Origin of the sequence: Limobrevibacterium gyesilva, from assembly GCF_025989185.1 — a bacterium.
GTDB lineage: Bacteria > Pseudomonadota > Alphaproteobacteria > Acetobacterales > Acetobacteraceae > Limobrevibacterium > Limobrevibacterium gyesilva.
In genome coordinates this window covers 777782-793633 of record NZ_JAPDNT010000001.1, presented here as the reverse complement: position 1 = coordinate 793633, position 15852 = coordinate 777782, and the positions used below count along the sequence as shown (strand labels likewise).

Below are 15852 nucleotides of genomic sequence, written 5' to 3'. Positions count from 1 at the left end.
CCAGTTATTTCCGGAAGCATGTGATGAAGTTCTTCGTTGATACCGCCGACACCGCCGAGATCAAGTCGCTGGCCGCGTCCGGCCTGCTGGACGGGGTGACCACCAACCCGTCGCTGATCGCCAAGTCCGGACGCAAGATCCTGGACGTGGTGGCCGAGATCTGCGCCATGGTGGACGGCCCGGTGAGCGCCGAGGTGGCGGCCACCGACTATGACGGCATCATGCGCGAGGCCAAGGTGCTGCGCGCCATCGCCCCCAACGTGGCGGTGAAGGTGCCGCTGACGCCGGACGGATTGCACGCGTGCAAGGCGCTGTCGTCGGACGGGGCGGTCGTGAACGTGACGCTGTGCTTCTCGGCCGCCCAGGCGCTGCTGGCGGCGAAGGCGGGGGCGAGCTTCATCAGTCCGTTCGTCGGCCGGCTGGACGATATCGGCCAGGACGGCATGGGGCTGATCGCCGACATCGTGCAGATCTACCGCAACTACCCGGCGCTGAAGACCGAGGTGCTGGTGGCCAGCGTGCGCAATCCCATCCATGTGATCGAGGCCGCCAAGCTGGGCGCGCATGTCGCCACCCTGCCGCCCGCGGTGCTGCGCCAGCTCTATCAGCACCCGCTGACCGACAAGGGGCTCGCGGCCTTCCTCGCCGACTGGGCCAAGACCGGCCAGACGATCGCATGACCGGGGCGCCGCTTTCATCCTCCGGAGTCTCGGCCGAGGATGTCGTGGCGTTCCTGCGGGCGCATCCGCGTTTCCTGGCCGAGCACCCGGAGCTGTATCGCATCCTGGCGCCGCCGCTGCGCGTGCATGGCGATACGCTGGCCGACCACATGGCGGCGATGCTGCGGGCCGAGCGCGCGCATGCGACGGCGATGGCCGAGCGGGCCGACGGCGTGCTGGCGGCCGGCCGCGCCGCCGCCGGCCTGGCGGCGCGGGTGCAGGAGGCGGTGCTGGCGATGATCGGCGCCGCCAATGCCGCCGAATGCGTTTCCTGCGAACTGCCGGCGCTGCTGGCGATCGACGCGGCATCGCTGTGCATCGAGGCGGACCTGCCGGGCGCGCGCCTGTTGCCGCCCGGCGCGGTGGCGTCGCTGCTGGGGCCGCGCGCGGTGGTGTTCCGCGCCGGCGCCGCCGATGCGCCGCTGCTGCATGGTGAGGCGGCACGGTTGGCCCGGTATGACGCGCTGGTGCGCATCCCCGGCGAGGGGCCGCCGGCGCTGCTGGCGCTGGTGGCGCGGGACCGGCATGCGCTCGAACCGTCCCAGGGCACCGGCGCGCTGGCCTTCCTGGGTCGCGCCGTGGCCGTCGCATTGGGCCGGTGATGCTGGCGGAGGCGGCGCGGCAGGAGTTCCTCGCCTGGCTCTCGCATGAACGCCGCGCCTCGCCGCTGACGGTGGAGGCCTATGGGCGCGATATCGGCGCCTTCCTGGGGTTCCAGACGCGGCATCTGGGTGCGGAGCCCGATCTTGCGGCGCTGGCCGCGCTGACCGCCGCCGACCTGCGCGCATGGCTCGCGGACGAAGCCGGCGACGGCAAAGGCAATGCCACGCGGGCGCGGCATCTGTCGGCGGTGCGCAGCTTCTTCCGCTGGCTCGCGCGCCACCATGGCGTGAGCAACGCGCAGGTCGCCCTGCTGGCGACGCCGCGGGCCAGGAAGCCGCTGGCGAAAGCGTTGTCCGTGACGCAGGCGAAGGCGGTGGCCCAGGACATCGGGGAGGTCTCGGACGATGCCGCGATCCAGGCGCGCGACACGGCGTTGTTCAGCCTGCTCTACGGCAGCGGGCTGCGCATTGCCGAAGCGCTGGCGCTGAACGTGGCGGATGCGCCGCTGCCGGGATCCGACGCGATGCTGCGCGTGATCGGCAAGGGCGCCAAGGAACGCATCGTGCCGGTGCTGCCCGCGGTGCGCAGCGCCATCGCCGCCTGGCTGCGCCACCACCCGGACCGCCAGCCCGGCGCGCCGCTGTTCCTGGGCGCCAGGGGGGAACGCCTCAACCCCGGCGTGGCCCAGCGCACGCTGCGGAATTTCCGCCGCCTGAACGGGCTGCCGGAACACGCGACCCCGCACGCGCTGCGGCATTCCTTCGCGACGCATCTGCTGGCGGCGGGGGCGGACCTGCGCTCGATCCAGGACCTGCTGGGGCATGCCAGCCTTTCCACCACGCAGCGCTACACCTCGGTGGAGACGGAGCGGTTGATGGAGGTTTGGCGGAAGACGCATCCGCGAGGGTAAGGCCGGCGGCATTGTCCGACGGCCGCTTCAGGCACGGCAAGCCGACAGTCCGCGTCGCGAAAATCAAGCCTTCTGTGCCGAACAGGCGCCGCTACGGTTGCCCGCTCGCGGCAAGCGCGCCAACATTGCCCACGAGGGCGGTACGCCGTATTCGCGTGACAGATACCCAAGACACTGAATCCAATAGAAGAAAGAGCACCCGATGCCTGAAGCGCTGGACAAGCTCACCGGAACCCGCAGCGACGCCGAGCGCCAGGCGCGCGTCGATCTGGCGGCAGCATTGCGGCTCGCGGTAGCCAACGGCTTTCACGAGGGAATCGACAACCATTTCACCCTGGCGACGCCGGGCAACCCCGACAGCTTTTTGCTGAACCCGTACGGCCTGCACTGGTCGGAGGTACGTGCCAGCGATCTGTTGGAGGTCGATTTCGACGGCAACGTGATTGCCGGATCTGGATTCCCCGACCGCACTGCGGTCTGCATCCACGGGCCGATCCACAAGCGCGGCTTCGCCTGCGTCTTGCACACGCACATGCCCTTCGCCACGGCGCTGACCCAGCTTGAAGATATGACGCTGGAGATGATCGGCCAGACCGCTCTCGGTTTTCATGGCGGGGTTGCCTACGACTATGCGTACGATGGCCTGGCGCTCGACATGGTCGAAGGCGAGCGGATGGCCGAAATCATGGGCAACAAGCCGGTGCTCATGTTGGCAAACCACGGTGTGATTGTCTGCGGCAAGTCGGTGGCCGACGCCTTCAACAGCCTCTATTTCCTCGAGCGCGCGTGCCAGACCCAAATTCTGGCGATGTCCACCGGCAAGCCAATGCGTCGCGTATCGCGCGAGGTGACGGAGAAAACCCGGCGCCAGTTCGGCCACCTTTTGCTGCCCGACGGACGAAATGCCCACGACTATCATTTCGCGGCATTGAAGCGCCTGCTTGATCGGCGTGAGCCCGACTACGCGGATTAGATTGGCCGCCGCTGCAGCATTCCTTCGCGACGCATCTGCTGGCAGCGGGTGCCGATCTGCGCTCGATCCAGGATCTGCTGGGGCACGCCGGCCTTTCCACCACGCGGCGCTACATCGAAAGCGAGTCGGCCGGCGGTACAGGAATCGAGATTTCTGCTCCAAGATAAACTCGCCGGCATCATCTGCGAAATTGTCGAGTTTGACGAATATCACGGATGGCGATGCCAGGATCTCTCCCCCTTGTATTCAGCCTGGCACGTCGCGATATCGATAAGATTGGCAGGCGATAGCCAAGGCAAGATCGCTCCAATTGGCGCTGACAGCGTGCGCTGACCAAGTCTCATGCCATGCGACGATTGATTGCGGTTTCTGGCCATGGAGCCCGCCGCCGCGCGTCGCAATTCGCCCCGAGCCTCTTCGGCCGAACCAAAGAACACCGACAAAATATCTCACGGATCTGCGACGGCCCGGTCTCGACCGGCCTCGGGTTCGTTCCGGACGGCCGTGGTTACGGCATCGGCGATAACGCGCTGTCGGACAATCACCTTGAACAATCGGGAGAACAGCCATGGCCAAAGTCCGGACTCGAAGAAGCCGCGAAGCCAAGAAGCCGAAGGCAGCGAAGAAACCTGCCCAGGTCGCCGCGACGTTCCTCCGCCCGCAGCCAGCGGGTCCGCAACCGACAAACAAGGAAAGTACCAGGTAACATGGACAAAGACAGGATCATCGGCGCCGGCAAGCAAGTGCTCGGCGCCGTGAAGGAAGCCGTCGGCAAGGCCATCGGCGATACCAAGCTGCAGGTCGACGGCAAGGTCGAGACCGTCGAGGGCAAGCTGCAGAACACCGCCGGAAGCATGAAGGATACCGTGAAGGACGCGCTGAAAGACTAGGGAGTTTGGAAAATGCCCGCCCTTCTTCTCGTCCTGATCGTTCTGCTTCTCATCGGCACGCTGCCGACCTGGTCGCATAGCGCCAACTGGGGCTATTTCCCCAGCGGCGGTCTCGGCATGGTGCTGGTCGTCGTGCTGGTGCTGATGCTCGCTGGGCGGATCTGAGACCAGCCAATCACGCAACTTTCAACTGGCTGCAGCTTCCCATGCCGCCGCTGACGCGGGTTGGCAGCGGGCCGGCGGAAAAGCCGGCGCGCTGCCACGATCTTCGCGTCTCATCTGGTTCGAAGGACTCATCCCCATGCGTTATGCAAATCTGGCGACCGCTGCGCTGCTCGGCATGTCCGCGTTGCCGGCCCTGGCCCAGGCGCCAACCCGCCTGGACCCCGCCACTGGGGCGCGCCCAGGTCACGAGGCCGGCATCGGCGACTCGCTGCCGCGGTCTGACAAGGCAAGCAACATCGGGCCCACCGCTGCACGATCCGACATCGCGCCCACCCTGCCGCCACCGGCAATCGGCCAAGACGCGACGCCGGATGATTACCTGAGAGCCGCACGTGCCTCGCTTGTCGCCGGCCATACCGGGCAGGCGCAGCAATCGCTGGAAATGGCGCAGACGCGGGCGCTCGATCGCTCGGTTCCGCCGGACCAGGCAAACGTGCCGAGCGACAGTCCGTTGGTCTCCCGGATCGCTGATGCGCTTCGCGCACTGGGCGGCGGCGACCGCGCCCAGGCGATCCAGCTCATCGATCGCGCATTGTCGGGCTGAGCCAGCAATTCCGCGAGATCGCCTCGCGGCTTGCCGTTGTCTATGCCTTTCGGCGGAGCCGCCTCACGTTTGCCCGCGTGCGACTGACAAACGGCGCCAACGCAGCCGCCTGGCCCCGCCCTTTCGCGAGCGCCGCCATCGCTGCCTGGACGGCCGCCGCCTTCTCGGATGCCATGCGCCGATACTCGGCCGGACTGCATGTGCCCTGGGCCATCATCACACTTCGGCGCAGGATCGTCTCCCACGACGCAACCGTCAGCCGGACCATCATCATCGGAAGAGCATAAGACGCGCCTGGAGGAAGTTTTCTCATAAGCCATCACATGAGGATCAGACGTCCTGCGACAAGTGGCGGCCTCTTCTCTCCGATGCCGACCCGCCATGCGGGAGGCGCGGGCAGTGCCATCAGTCGATGCGCCTCGCCGCATTTCCGCAGCCTGATCGAGAAGCGGCCCGGCCGGCGTTGATCGATCTGAATTTCGTCTCCGTGAACGCCAGCGGCACCATCCTCGATAAGGCCTCCTATATTGTTAATTATTGCGCCTTGGGAAAGGTGGTGTTCAGCAGTCAGGAAGTCACGGAACGACCGGTCCGGCGGTTTACCGGTTTCGCTGTCGCCGCGATGATCGTGCACGACACATTCGTCGCTGCCGAACAGACTGTCGCCAGACCTTATCGGTCTCTCTGGGTGTTCGGCAGCCCGGACGCGCGGTGGCAGCGGGCCGCAGGCCAGACGATGGCGAGTGCATAGGACGAAGCGCCTGCGGTATAAGCGCCGCGGCGGCACGCCTTCGCGACACATCTGCTGGCGGAGGATGCGGATCTGCGCTCGATCCAGGAACCTGCTGGGGCATACGGGCCTTTCCACCACGCAACGCTCCACGTCGATGGAGACGGAGCAGTTGATGGTGGTTTGGCGGAAGACACATCCGCGAGGGTAACGTCAGCGGCTTTGTCTGATGGCCGCTTCGGGTAACCAGACACTCCAGGGCTGTCGCTGCCTGATCGAGGGTAGTCCGGTCAGCGATAACGAAATCACGAACAATGCACCGCCGATGCGGGCTGTTGGTCAGGCTATTGGGGGAGTACGGACATTGGCTTCGTTTCGACTTGCTCGGACGTACGACCGGTAATCCATGCTTGCCGTGCCACGCCAATCGCAACAGCAGCTACACCGAAGAGCATAATCTGATCTGCTATGCTTGGCATTCGGTCCGCGAACCTTCCACAGAGGAACAGAGCGGATGCACTCAACACCAGAGCCTTACGTGGTAGCGACGTTCGCTCACTGCGCGGTACCCTGAAGAGTGATGCCACAACCACAATGCCGATGACCGAGAGTGCCAACGCCTCGTATTGCAGGATCATCATCGCTGCCTCTTCTGTGCAACGATACCATGACGAAACAGATAGTCCCGTGCAACGTCTCGTGAGGGTTGGACAGGACCTCTGACCGTTGCTTACGCCCGTGCCTTCTGCATCAGGGCCTTCATGTGCTTCACCACCGCGTCCAGCCCGTCGAACACGGCCTGGCCGATGATGAAGTGGCCGATGTTCAGTTCCACCACGTCGGGGATGGCGGCGACGGGGCCGACATTGTCGTAGGTCAGGCCGTGGCCGGCGTGGCATTCCAGGCCCAGCGACGCGGTCAGCCGCGCGGCGGCCTGCAGGCGTTCCAGTTCGCCGGCGGCGCCGTGGGCGTAGGCGCCGGTGTGCAGTTCCACCACCGCGGCGCCGACGGCAGCGCTGGCTTCGAGCTGGGCGGGGTCGGGATCGACGAACATCGACACGCGGATGCCGGCGGCGGACAGCGCGGCCACGGCAGGGCGCAGGGCGGCCTGCTGGCCACGCACGTCCAGGCCGCCTTCGGTGGTCACCTCGGTGCGCTTTTCCGGGACGATGCAGCAGGCATGCGGACGGGTTTCCAGCGCGATGCGCACCATCTCGTCGGTCGCTGCCATTTCGAAGTTCAGCGGCTTGGTGATGGCGGCGCGGATCGCATGCACGTCGGCGTCGCGGATGTGGCGGCGGTCCTCGCGCAGATGGATGGTGATGCCGTCCGCACCGGCGGCGATGGCGGCCTGGGCGGCCAGCAGCGGATCGGGATAGGCGCCGCCGCGGGCGTTGCGCAGGGTGGCGACGTGGTCGACGTTGATGCCCAAACGCTGCGGGATCATGCGGTGGTCTCCTTGCGGGCGGCGAGCTCCGAGGCGAGGTCGATCGAGGCGATCAGGCTGGACGGATCCGCCACGCCCTGGCCGGCGATGGCGAAGGCGGTGCCGTGGTCGGGCGACGTGCGGATGATCGGCAGGCCCAGCGTGACATTCACGCCATGGTGCATGTCCAGCGTCTTCAGCGGGATCAGCGCCTGGTCGTGGTACATGCCCATGGCGACATCGTAGCGGGCGCGCGCGTCCGGCGTGAACATGCTGTCCGCAGCGAGCGGGCCGGTAACGTCCAGGCCCTCGGCGCGCAGCCGCTCGATGGCCGGGGCGATGACGGTGATCTCCTCCTCGCCCATGGTGCCGTCCTCGCCGGCATGCGGGTTGAGCCCGGCGATGGCGATGCGCGGGGCGGCGATGCCCCAATATTCGCGCAGCGCCGCCGCAGTTACGCGGGTGACGGCGATGATGCGCTCGACCGTGATCATCTCCAGCATCCGCCGCAGCGAGGCGTGCACGGTGATCGGCACCACGCGCAGCCCAGGGCTGGCCAGCATCATCACCGGCAGGGGCGTGTGGGTCAGCGCCGCCAGGAACTCGGTATGGCCGGGATAGGCAAAGCCGGCGCCATACAGCGTGGATTTGTGGATCGGGTTGGTCACCACCGCGGCGGTCTCGCCGGCCAGGGTCAGCTTCGTCGCCTGCTCGATCGAGGCGATCACCGCGGCGGCGTTGGCGGGGTCGGCGTGGCCGGGCCGGGCGGGGGCGGCGAGCCGCACCGGAAGCACCGGCAGGGCGTCGCGGAACACGGCGCCGGCGGCCGAAGCGGCATTGACCACGCGCACGGGCACGTCAAGGCCGAGATCACGGGCGATGCCGGCGAGCCTATCGGGATCGTCCAGCGCCACGAACGGCCGGCCGGTGCGCCGCGCCAGCCAGGCGCGGACGGAAAGCTCTCCGCCGATGCCGGCGGGGTCGCCCATCGTCAACGCCAGCGGGCGCGGCGTGTCCACGGCCTAGATGTGCAACGCCCGGCCCTCGACGGCCAGCGCTGCTTCCTTGACGGCTTCGTTCAGGCTCGGGTGGGCGTGGCAGGTGCGGGCCACGTCCTCGGCGCTGGCGCCGAACTCCATGGCGACAGCGAGTTCGGCGATCAGCGTGCCGGCGTCGGGGCCGACGATGTGCGCGCCCAGGATGCGGTCGGTCTTCTTGTCCGCCAGGATCTTCACGAAGCCGTCGGTGTCGCCCATGGCGCGCGCGCGGCCGTTCGCCGTGAACGGGAATTTCCCGACATTGTAGGCAGTGCCTGCGGCTTTCAGCTCTTCCTCGGTCTTGCCCAGGGCGGCGACCTCGGGCCAGGTGTAGACCACGCCGGGGATCACGTCGTAGTTCACGTGCCCGGCCTGGCCGGCCAGAAGCTCGGCCAGCGCCACGCCTTCGTCCTCGGCCTTGTGCGCCAGCATGGGGCCCGCGATCACGTCGCCGATGGCGTAGATGCCCGGCACGTTGGTGGCGTAGTGGCCGTTGGTCTTCACCCGGCCGCGCTCGTCGGTTGCCACGCCCACGTCCTGCAGGCCCAGCGCCTCGGTATAGGCACGCCGGCCGATCGACAGCAGCACGACATCGGCCTTGATCTGCTCGGAGGCGCCGCCCTTGGCCGGCTCGACGGTCAGCGTGACCCCCTCGTTGCCCTTGACCGCGCCGGTCACCTTGGTGGACAGGCGGAACTTCATGCCCTGCTTCGTGAGGATGCGCTGGAAGTGCTTGGCCACCTCGCCGTCATTGCCGGGGATCAGGCGGTCGAGGAACTCGATCACCGTCACCTGCGCCCCCAGGCGGCGCCACACGCTGCCCAGCTCCAGCCCGATCACGCCGCCGCCGATCACCACGAGGTGATCCGGCACCTTGTCCAGCTCCAGCGCGCCGGTCGAGGTGACGATGGTGGTCTCGTCCACATCGACGCCCGGCAGCGGCATGCTCTCGCTGCCGGTGGCGATGACGATGTGCTTCGCCGCGTATTCGGCCCCGTTCACCGCGACCTTGCCGGGCGCGGTGATGCGGCCCGCGCCCTTCAGCCAGGTGACCTTGTTCTTCTTGAACAGGAACTCCACGCCCTTGACATTGGCCTCGACCACTTCGCCCTTGCGCGCCTGCATGCGCGCCAGATCGAGCTTCACGCCGTCGAGCACGATGCCGTGGTCCTTCCAGGCATGCATGGTGGCGTGGAAGTTCTCCGACGACTGCAACAGCGCCTTGCTGGGGATGCAGCCGATGTTCAGGCAGGTGCCGCCCAGGGTCGCGCGCTTTTCCACGCACGCCACCTTCAGGCCCAGCTGGGCGGCGCGCAGGGCGCAGACATAGCCGCCGGGGCCGGACCCGATGACGATGACGTCGAACGTTTCGCTCATGACTACAGGTCCAGCAGGAGGCGGCGGGGATCTTCGACGAATTCCTTGACCCGCACCAGGAACGACACCGCTTCCTTGCCGTCGACGATGCGGTGGTCATAGGACAGGGCCAGGTACATCATCGGCCGGATCTCGATCCTGCCGCCAACCGCCATCGGCCGGTCCTGGATCTTGTGCATGCCCAGAATGGCCGATTGCGGCGGGTTCAGGATCGGCGTGGACATCAGGCTGCCGTACACGCCGCCATTGGTGATGCTGAACGTGCCGCCGGTCAGTTCCTCCAGCTTCAGCTGGCCATCACGGGCGCGGCGGCCGAAATCGCCGATGCTCTTCTCGATCTCGGCGAAGCCCATCCGGTCGGCGTTGCGGATCACCGGCACCACAAGGCCGGCCGAGCCACCGACGGCGATGCCCATATGAACGAAGTGCTTGTAGACGATCTCGTCGCCGTCGATCTCGGCGTTCACCGCCGGGAATTCCTTCAGGGCCACCACGCAGGCGCGCACGAAGAAGGACATGAAGCCCAGGCGCACGCCGCCATGCTTCTTCTCGAAGGCGTCGCGATATTCGGCGCGCAGCGCCATGGCCGCGGACATGTCCACCTCGTTGAAGGTGGTCAGCATCGCCGCGGTGTTCTGGGCTTCCTTCAGGCGGGCGGCAATGGTGCGGCGCAGGCGGGTCATCTTCACCCGCTCCTCGCCGTCCTCCGCGGCGCGCGGCGCCTTAGCCGCCGGGGCGGGTACGGCTGCCGGGGCGGCGGGGCGGCTGAGGAAATCGAGCACGTCGCCCTTGGTGATGCGCCCGTCCTTGCCGCTGCCGGCGCCGATCCGGGCCGCGGACACGCCGCTTTCCTCCAGGATCTTCGCCGCCGACGGCATCGGCGCATGCTGCGCCACATCGACCGGCGGCGTGGCCGGGCGGGCGACCGGGCCGGACGGCGACGGCGGCGGGTTCACGCCCGCGGCGGGGTTGGCGGCGGGGCGCGGCTGCGCCGCAGGGCGCGCCCCGCCAGCGCCATCGGCCACGACGCCCAGCACCGCGCCAACCTCGACCTCGCCGCCCTCGGCGACCGTGATCTCGGCCAGCGTGCCGGCGGACGGGGCGTTCACCTCCACGGTGACCTTGTCGGTCTCAAGCTCCACCACCGGCTCGTCGGCGGCGACGGCATCGCCGGCCTTCTTCAGCCAGCGCGCCACAGTGGCGGTGGTGATGCTCTCGCCCAGAGTGGGCACCTTGATCTCGGTCGCCATGGCGGCAGGTCCAGTCCTTGTTCTGTCTTGAAGGCGGGCTAGCGAAGGCGTGGTCTGTTCGGGTCAGTCGAGCGTGAGCGCCGAGGCGACCAGCGCGGCCTGCTCGGCGGCGTGCGTCTTGGCGAGGCCCGTGGCCGGACTCGCCGCCTCGGGCCGGCCGATATAGGCCGGGCGTTTGGCGCTCACGTCCATCCCGCCCAGCACCGTCTCGAGCCGGCGGTCCATGAACGTCCAGGCGCCCATATTCGCGGGCTCTTCCTGGCACCAGACCACCTGGGCGTTCGGATACGCCGCCAGCACCTTGGGCAGCGAAACGGACGGGAACGGATAAAGCTGCTCCACCCGCACGATCGCCACGTCGTTGACGCCGCGGGCGCGGCGCTCGGCCAGCAGGTCGTAATAGACCTTGCCGGTGCACAGCACGACGCGCTTGACCTGGGCGCCGGCCACCAGTGCGTCGGTCTCCGGTATCACCGTCTGGAACCGGCTGCCCGGCGCGAAATCGGCCAGCGGCGAGAGCGCCAGCTTGTGGCGCAGCAGCGATTTCGGCGTCATCAGCACCAGCGGCTTGCGGAAGTTCCGCTTCATCTGCCGGCGCAGCGCGTGGAAATAGTTCGCAGGCGTGGTCAGGTTGGCCACGATCATGTTCTGCTCGGCGCAGAGCTGCAGATAGCGCTCGGGGCGGGCGGAGGAGTGCTCCGGCCCCTGGCCCTCGTAGCCATGCGGCAGCAGCAGCGTGAGCCCGGACATGCGCAGCCACTTGCTTTCGCCGCTGGCGAGGAACTGGTCGATGATGACCTGGGCGCCGTTGGCGAAGTCGCCGAACTGGCCCTCCCACAACACCAGCGTGCGCGGGTCGGCCAGGGTGTAGCCGTACTCGAAGCCCAGCACGCCCGCTTCCGACAGCAGCGAGTTGTAGATCTCGATCTTGGCCTGCCCCTCGGCGATGTTGTTGAGGGGCACGTATTCGTTCTGGTTGGTCTGGTCGATCAGCACGGCATGGCGCTGGCTGAACGTGCCGCGCTGCACGTCCTCGCCGGACAGCCGCACGCGGTGGCCCTCCAGCAGCAGGCTGCCATAGGCCAGCGCCTCGCCGGTCGCCCAGTCGAGGCCCTCGCCGGTCTCGAACATCGCCCGCTTGGCTTCGAGCTGGCGCGCGATCTTGGGGTTGACGTCGAAATCCCCGGGCACGTGCGAGATGGCCGCGCCGATCCGCTGCAGCGTGGCGCCGTCGACCTCGGTCTTGTCCTCGGTCCACTCCGCTTCGTTGTTGGGCACGGTCAGGCCGGTCCAGTGGCCCTCCAGCCAGTCGGCCTTGTTCGGCTTGTAGGCCTGGGCGGCCTTGTAGGCGTCCTCCAGCGTGGCGGTGAAGGCATCCCACATTGCCTTCGCCTCGTCGGTGGTCGCGACCCCCTCATGCGCCAGCTGCTCCGCATAGAGCTGGCGCGTGGTCGGCCGGTCCTTGATGGCGCGGTACATGATCGGCTGGGTGAAGGCCGGCTCGTCGGTCTCGTTGTGGCCGTGGCGGCGGTAGCAGACGATGTCGAGCACGAAGTCGGTGGCGAATTCCTGACGGAACTCGGCCGCCATCTGCGCGCACCACACCACCGCCTCGGGATCGTCGCCGTTCACGTGCAGGATCGGCGACTGGATCGACTTGGCGACGTCGGTGCAGTACAGCCCGGAATAGGCGTGCGCCGGAACGGTGGTGAACCCGATCTGGTTGTTCACCACCACGTGCACGGTGCCGCCGGTGCGGTAGCCGATGAGCTGGCTCATCGCCAGCGTCTCATAGACCAGCCCCTGGCCGGCGAAGGCCGCGTCGCCGTGCATCAGGATGCCCATCACCGAGCGCCGGGCCTTGGTGTCGCCGGCCATGTCCTGGCGCGCCCGGACCTTGCCGACCACCACGGGATCGACGGCCTCCAGGTGCGAGGGGTTCGGCTGCAGCGACAGGTGCACCAGGTTGCCGTCGATCTCCACGTCGGTGGACGTGCCGAGATGGTATTTCACGTCGCCCGAGCCCTGGACGTCGTCGGGCTTGAAGCTGGCGCCGCCGAACTCGCTGAACAGCGCGGTGTACGGCTTCTTCACGATGTTGACGAGCGTGTTCAGGCGGCCGCGATGCGGCATGCCGATCGCGATCTCGGTCACGCCGGCATTCGCCGCCGTCTGGATGATGGCGTGCAGGGCGGGGATGGTGACCTCGCCGCCTTCGAGCCCGAAGCGCTTGGTGCCGACGAAGCGCTTCTGGCAGAACGCCTCCAGCCCCTCGGCCTCGGTCAGTTGCCGCAGGATCGTCCGCTTCCCGGCCGCGTCGAACGTGGTGCGCCAGGGCGCGCCTTCGACGCGGCGCTGGATCCAGGCCTTCTGGTCGGGGTCCTGGATGTGCATGAACTCGACGCCGACCGGGCCGCAATAGGTCTCGCGCAGGATCTGCAGGATCTGGCGCGGGGTCGCGACCTCCAGGCCCAGCACGTTGTCGATGAACACCGGCCGGTCCATGTCGGCCTCGGTGAAGCCGTAGGTGGCGGGGTCAAGCTCGGGATGCGGCCTGGGCACCTGCAGGCCCAGCGGGTCGAGCTTGGCTTCCAGATGGCCGCGCACGCGATAGGTGCGGATCATCATCAGCGCGCGCAGGCTGTCCTTGGTGGCCGCGCGCACCTGGTCGAGGGTGATGGCGGCCGGCGCCCCGGCGGGCTGGGCCGCCGGCTTCGCGGTGGGCCTGGCCGCTTCCGGCTCGCCGAAATCGTAGCGCCGGGGCGCCCAGGAAGCGCCGGTGGCATCGGTCAGGATCGCCCGCGACTCGTCGTTCAGGGCCGAGAACAGCTCCGCGAAGCTCGGGTCCACCGCGCCCGGGTTCGCCACCCACCGCGCGTACAAATCGGCGATGAACGCCGCGTTGGCGCCATTGAAGGCGGTGGCGAGAATGTCAACGCCTGCCATTTCGGTCCCCTCATCTCAACCCGGGCGGCCATTCAGCACGCCGCCCGCTTAACATAGAACTTGCACCGACACCGCGCAGCGCGGCGAGGGTGCAAGTCCTCTACCTTCAGAATTGCTTCCGCCGCATGGGCGCGGCGGCGTGGATCGGTCCTAGCCGCGCAATGCCTTCACCATCGTGCTGCCCAGCGCCGCCGGACTCTCGGCCACGTGGATGCCGGCCTCGCGCATCGCCTCGAACTTCGCCGCCGCCGTGTCCTTGCCGCCGCTGATCACCGCGCCCGCATGGCCCATGCGCCGGCCCGCGGGGGCGGTGGCGCCGGCGATGAAGCCCACCGTCGGCTTCTTCACGTTGTTGCGGGCCAGGAATTCGGCCGCGTCGATCTCACTCTGGCCGCCGATCTCGCCGATCATGATCACGGCCTCGGTTTCCGGATCGGCCAGGAACATCTCCAGCACCTCGATGAAGTCGGTGCCCTTCACCGGGTCGCCGCCGATGCCCACGCAGCTGCTCTGCCCCAGGCCGGCCGCGGTGGTCTGCGCCACCGCCTCGTAGGTGAGGGTGCCGGAGCGCGAGACAATGCCCACCTTGCCGCGGCGATGGATGTGGCCCGGCATGATGCCGATCTTGCAGGCGTCCGGCGTGATCACGCCCGGGCAGTTCGGCCCGATGAGCCGCGAGGCGGAGCCGGACAGCGCCCGCTTCACCCGCACCATGTCCAGCACCGGGATGCCCTCGGTGATGCACACGATGAGCGGGATCTCGGCTTCGATCGCTTCCAGGATCGCGTCCGCGGCAAAGGCCGGCGGCACGTAGATGGCGCTCGCGTCGGCGCCGGTCTGCGCCACCGCCTCGGCCACCGTGTCGAACACCGGCAGGTCGAGGTGGCGGGCGCCGCCCTTGCCCGGGGTCACGCCGCCGACGACCTTGGTGCCGTAGGCGATGGCCTGCTCGGAATGGAAGGTGCCCTGGGCGCCGGTGAAGCCCTGGGTGATCACGCGGGTGTTGGCGTCGACGAGAATGGCCATTACGCGGCCTCCTTCACGGCCTTGACCACCTTCTCGGCAGCGTCGGCGAGGTTGTCGGCCGAGATGATCGGCAGGCCGGACTTGGCCATGATCTCCTTGCCCAGCTCCACGTTGGTGCCTTCCAGGCGCACCACCAGCGGCACGCTCAGCGACACCTCGCGGGCCGCGGCCACCACGCCCTCGGCGATCACGTCGCAGCGCATGATGCCGCCGAAGATGTTGACCAGGATGCCCTCGACGTTGGGGTCGGACAGGATGATCTTGAACGCGGCGGTCACCCGCTCCTTGGTGGCGCCGCCGCCCACGTCCAGGAAGTTGGCGGGGGAGCCGCCATACAGCTTGATGATGTCCATGGTCGCCATGGCCAGGCCCGCGCCGTTGACCATGCAGCCGATCGAGCCGTCCAGCGCCACGTAGTTGAGGCTGTACTTGGCGGCCTCCAGCTCCTTCGGGTCCTCCTCGGCCTCGTCGCGCAGCTTCTCGACCTCGGGATGGCGGTACAGCGCGCTGTCGTCGAAGCTCATCTTGGCATCGAGCGCGACCACGTCGCCGGCGCCGGTCACGACCAGCGGGTTGATCTCGACGATGGCGCAGTCCAGGTCCAGGAAGGCCTTGTACATGGCGGTGACGAACTTGCCGAACGCCGCGACCTGCTTGCCCTTCAGCCCCAGCGCATAGGCCAGCTTGCGGGCGTGGAACGGCCAGATATCGGCGGCGGGGTCGATCGCCACGCGCAAGATCTTCTCGGGGTGGCGCTCGGCCACCTCCTCGATCTCCATCCCGCCCTCGGTCGAGGCCATGATGGTCACGCGCGAGGTGGCGCGGTCGATCAGCAGCGACAGGTACAGCTCGCGGGCGATGTCGCAGCCGGCTTCGACATAGACGCGGTTGACGCGCCGGCCGGCCGGGCCGGTCTGCTTGGTGACCAAGGTGTGGCCGACCATCGCCTCGGCGGCGGCGCGGACCTCGTCGACCGATTTGGCGATGCGCACGCCGCCCTTGCCGTTGGGGGCATCGGCGAAGCGGCCGGCGCCGCGGCCGCCGGCATGGATCTGCGACTTCACGACATAGACGGGGCCGGGCAGCTTCTGCGCCGCCGCGACCGCTTCCTCGGGCGTCCAGGCAACATGGCCGGGCAGCACGGCGACACCGTACTGCTTCAGCAGCTCCTTTGCCTGGTATTCATGGATATTCAT

15 protein-coding genes and 1 pseudogene are annotated in these 15852 nt (G+C 68.0%); 9 read left to right on the top strand and 7 right to left on the bottom strand.

Annotation, left to right across the window (positions count from 1 at the left end; translation table 11 throughout):
- Window positions 1-23 precede the first annotated feature (23 nt).
- The 9 genes and pseudogenes from fsa (at window position 24) to OL599_RS03825 (ending at window position 5615) form a co-directional block, all read left to right on the top strand.
- Complete coding sequence (gene fsa, locus OL599_RS03865; protein ID WP_264712276.1) at window positions 24-680, top strand: fructose-6-phosphate aldolase; 657 nt, start codon at window positions 24-26, stop codon at window positions 678-680.
- Window positions 677-1321, top strand: coding sequence for a DUF484 family protein (locus OL599_RS03860; RefSeq protein ID WP_264712275.1), 645 nt, complete (start codon window positions 677-679; stop codon window positions 1319-1321). The genes fsa and OL599_RS03860 overlap by 4 nt, the downstream gene beginning before the upstream one ends.
- Window positions 1321-2232 (top strand): tyrosine recombinase XerC, encoded by a 912-nt coding sequence (locus OL599_RS03855; protein ID WP_264712336.1) that lies wholly within the window; start codon window positions 1321-1323, stop codon window positions 2230-2232. The genes OL599_RS03860 and OL599_RS03855 overlap by 1 nt, the downstream gene beginning before the upstream one ends.
- A gap of 202 nt (window positions 2233-2434) precedes the next feature.
- Window positions 2435-3205 carry an aldolase gene (locus tag OL599_RS03850; RefSeq protein ID WP_264712274.1) on the top strand — a complete coding sequence of 257 codons (771 nt, stop codon included), beginning with the start codon at window positions 2435-2437 and terminating at the stop codon, window positions 3203-3205.
- Window positions 3206-3216: 11 nt separating this feature from the next.
- Window positions 3217-3372 (top strand): annotated as a pseudogene (locus OL599_RS03845) (tyrosine-type recombinase/integrase); the annotation flags it as partial.
- Window positions 3373-3552: 180 nt separating this feature from the next.
- Window positions 3553-4095: a CsbD family protein gene (locus OL599_RS25990; RefSeq protein WP_347403180.1), complete on the top strand. Its 543-nt coding sequence runs from the start codon at window positions 3553-3555 to the stop codon at window positions 4093-4095.
- 12 nt (window positions 4096-4107) lie between these two features.
- On the top strand, window positions 4108-4260 hold the full coding sequence (locus OL599_RS03835) for a DUF3309 domain-containing protein (protein WP_264712273.1): 153 nt from the start codon (window positions 4108-4110) through the stop codon (window positions 4258-4260).
- A gap of 175 nt (window positions 4261-4435) precedes the next feature.
- Complete coding sequence (locus OL599_RS03830; RefSeq protein WP_264712272.1) at window positions 4436-4864, top strand: hypothetical protein; 429 nt, start codon at window positions 4436-4438, stop codon at window positions 4862-4864.
- A 412-nt stretch (window positions 4865-5276) separates the two neighbouring features.
- On the top strand, window positions 5277-5615 hold the full coding sequence (locus OL599_RS03825) for a nuclear transport factor 2 family protein (protein ID WP_264712271.1): 339 nt from the start codon (window positions 5277-5279) through the stop codon (window positions 5613-5615).
- Between the two features lie 709 nt (window positions 5616-6324).
- Here OL599_RS03825 and OL599_RS03815 read toward each other — a convergent pair.
- The 7 genes from OL599_RS03815 to sucC form a co-directional block, all read right to left on the bottom strand.
- Window positions 6325-7041 carry a pyridoxine 5'-phosphate synthase gene (locus OL599_RS03815; protein ID WP_264712270.1) on the bottom strand — a complete coding sequence of 239 codons (717 nt, stop codon included), beginning with the start codon at window positions 7039-7041 and terminating at the stop codon, window positions 6325-6327.
- Window positions 7038-8039, bottom strand: coding sequence for a 4-hydroxythreonine-4-phosphate dehydrogenase PdxA (gene pdxA, locus OL599_RS03810; protein ID WP_264712269.1), 1002 nt, complete (start codon window positions 8037-8039; stop codon window positions 7038-7040). The genes OL599_RS03815 and pdxA overlap by 4 nt, the downstream gene beginning before the upstream one ends.
- Before the next feature lie 3 nt (window positions 8040-8042).
- Complete coding sequence (gene lpdA, locus OL599_RS03805; protein WP_264712268.1) at window positions 8043-9434, bottom strand: dihydrolipoyl dehydrogenase; 1392 nt, start codon at window positions 9432-9434, stop codon at window positions 8043-8045.
- Window positions 9435-9436: 2 nt separating this feature from the next.
- Window positions 9437-10684: a 2-oxoglutarate dehydrogenase complex dihydrolipoyllysine-residue succinyltransferase gene (gene odhB, locus OL599_RS03800; RefSeq protein WP_264712267.1), complete on the bottom strand. Its 1248-nt coding sequence runs from the start codon at window positions 10682-10684 to the stop codon at window positions 9437-9439.
- 63 nt (window positions 10685-10747) lie between these two features.
- Window positions 10748-13630: a 2-oxoglutarate dehydrogenase E1 component gene (locus tag OL599_RS03795; RefSeq protein WP_264712266.1), complete on the bottom strand. Its 2883-nt coding sequence runs from the start codon at window positions 13628-13630 to the stop codon at window positions 10748-10750.
- A 150-nt stretch (window positions 13631-13780) separates the two neighbouring features.
- Window positions 13781-14656: a succinate--CoA ligase subunit alpha gene (sucD, locus tag OL599_RS03790; protein WP_264712265.1), complete on the bottom strand. Its 876-nt coding sequence runs from the start codon at window positions 14654-14656 to the stop codon at window positions 13781-13783.
- Window positions 14656-15852, bottom strand: a complete 1197-nt coding sequence (sucC, locus tag OL599_RS03785) for an ADP-forming succinate--CoA ligase subunit beta (RefSeq protein WP_264712264.1) — start codon at window positions 15850-15852, stop codon at window positions 14656-14658. Before sucC ends, sucD begins: the two co-directional genes overlap by 1 nt.

Bases quoted from the DNA above. Each gene is read 5' to 3' on its own strand.
- OL599_RS03825 (WP_264712271.1), top strand. From the start codon at position 5,277: ATGCGCCTCGCCGCATTTCCGCAGCCTGATCGAGAAGCGGCCCGGCCG.
- OL599_RS25990 (WP_347403180.1), top strand. From the start codon at position 3,553: ATGCGACGATTGATTGCGGTTTCTGGCCATGGAGCCCGCCGCCGCGCG.
- OL599_RS03795 (WP_264712266.1), bottom strand. From the start codon at position 13,630: ATGGCAGGCGTTGACATTCTCGCCACCGCCTTCAATGGCGCCAACGCG.
- OL599_RS03830 (WP_264712272.1), top strand. From the start codon at position 4,436: ATGTCCGCGTTGCCGGCCCTGGCCCAGGCGCCAACCCGCCTGGACCCC.
- OL599_RS03850 (WP_264712274.1), top strand. From the start codon at position 2,435: ATGCCTGAAGCGCTGGACAAGCTCACCGGAACCCGCAGCGACGCCGAG.
- odhB (WP_264712267.1), bottom strand. From the start codon at position 10,684: ATGGCGACCGAGATCAAGGTGCCCACTCTGGGCGAGAGCATCACCACC.
- fsa (WP_264712276.1), top strand. From the start codon at position 24: ATGAAGTTCTTCGTTGATACCGCCGACACCGCCGAGATCAAGTCGCTG.
- sucC (WP_264712264.1), bottom strand. From the start codon at position 15,852: ATGAATATCCATGAATACCAGGCAAAGGAGCTGCTGAAGCAGTACGGT.
- OL599_RS03855 (WP_264712336.1), top strand. From the start codon at position 1,321: ATGCTGGCGGAGGCGGCGCGGCAGGAGTTCCTCGCCTGGCTCTCGCAT.
- OL599_RS03835 (WP_264712273.1), top strand. From the start codon at position 4,108: ATGCCCGCCCTTCTTCTCGTCCTGATCGTTCTGCTTCTCATCGGCACG.
- OL599_RS03815 (WP_264712270.1), bottom strand. From the start codon at position 7,041: ATGATCCCGCAGCGTTTGGGCATCAACGTCGACCACGTCGCCACCCTG.
- lpdA (WP_264712268.1), bottom strand. From the start codon at position 9,434: ATGAGCGAAACGTTCGACGTCATCGTCATCGGGTCCGGCCCCGGCGGC.
- sucD (WP_264712265.1), bottom strand. From the start codon at position 14,656: ATGGCCATTCTCGTCGACGCCAACACCCGCGTGATCACCCAGGGCTTC.
- OL599_RS03860 (WP_264712275.1), top strand. From the start codon at position 677: ATGACCGGGGCGCCGCTTTCATCCTCCGGAGTCTCGGCCGAGGATGTC.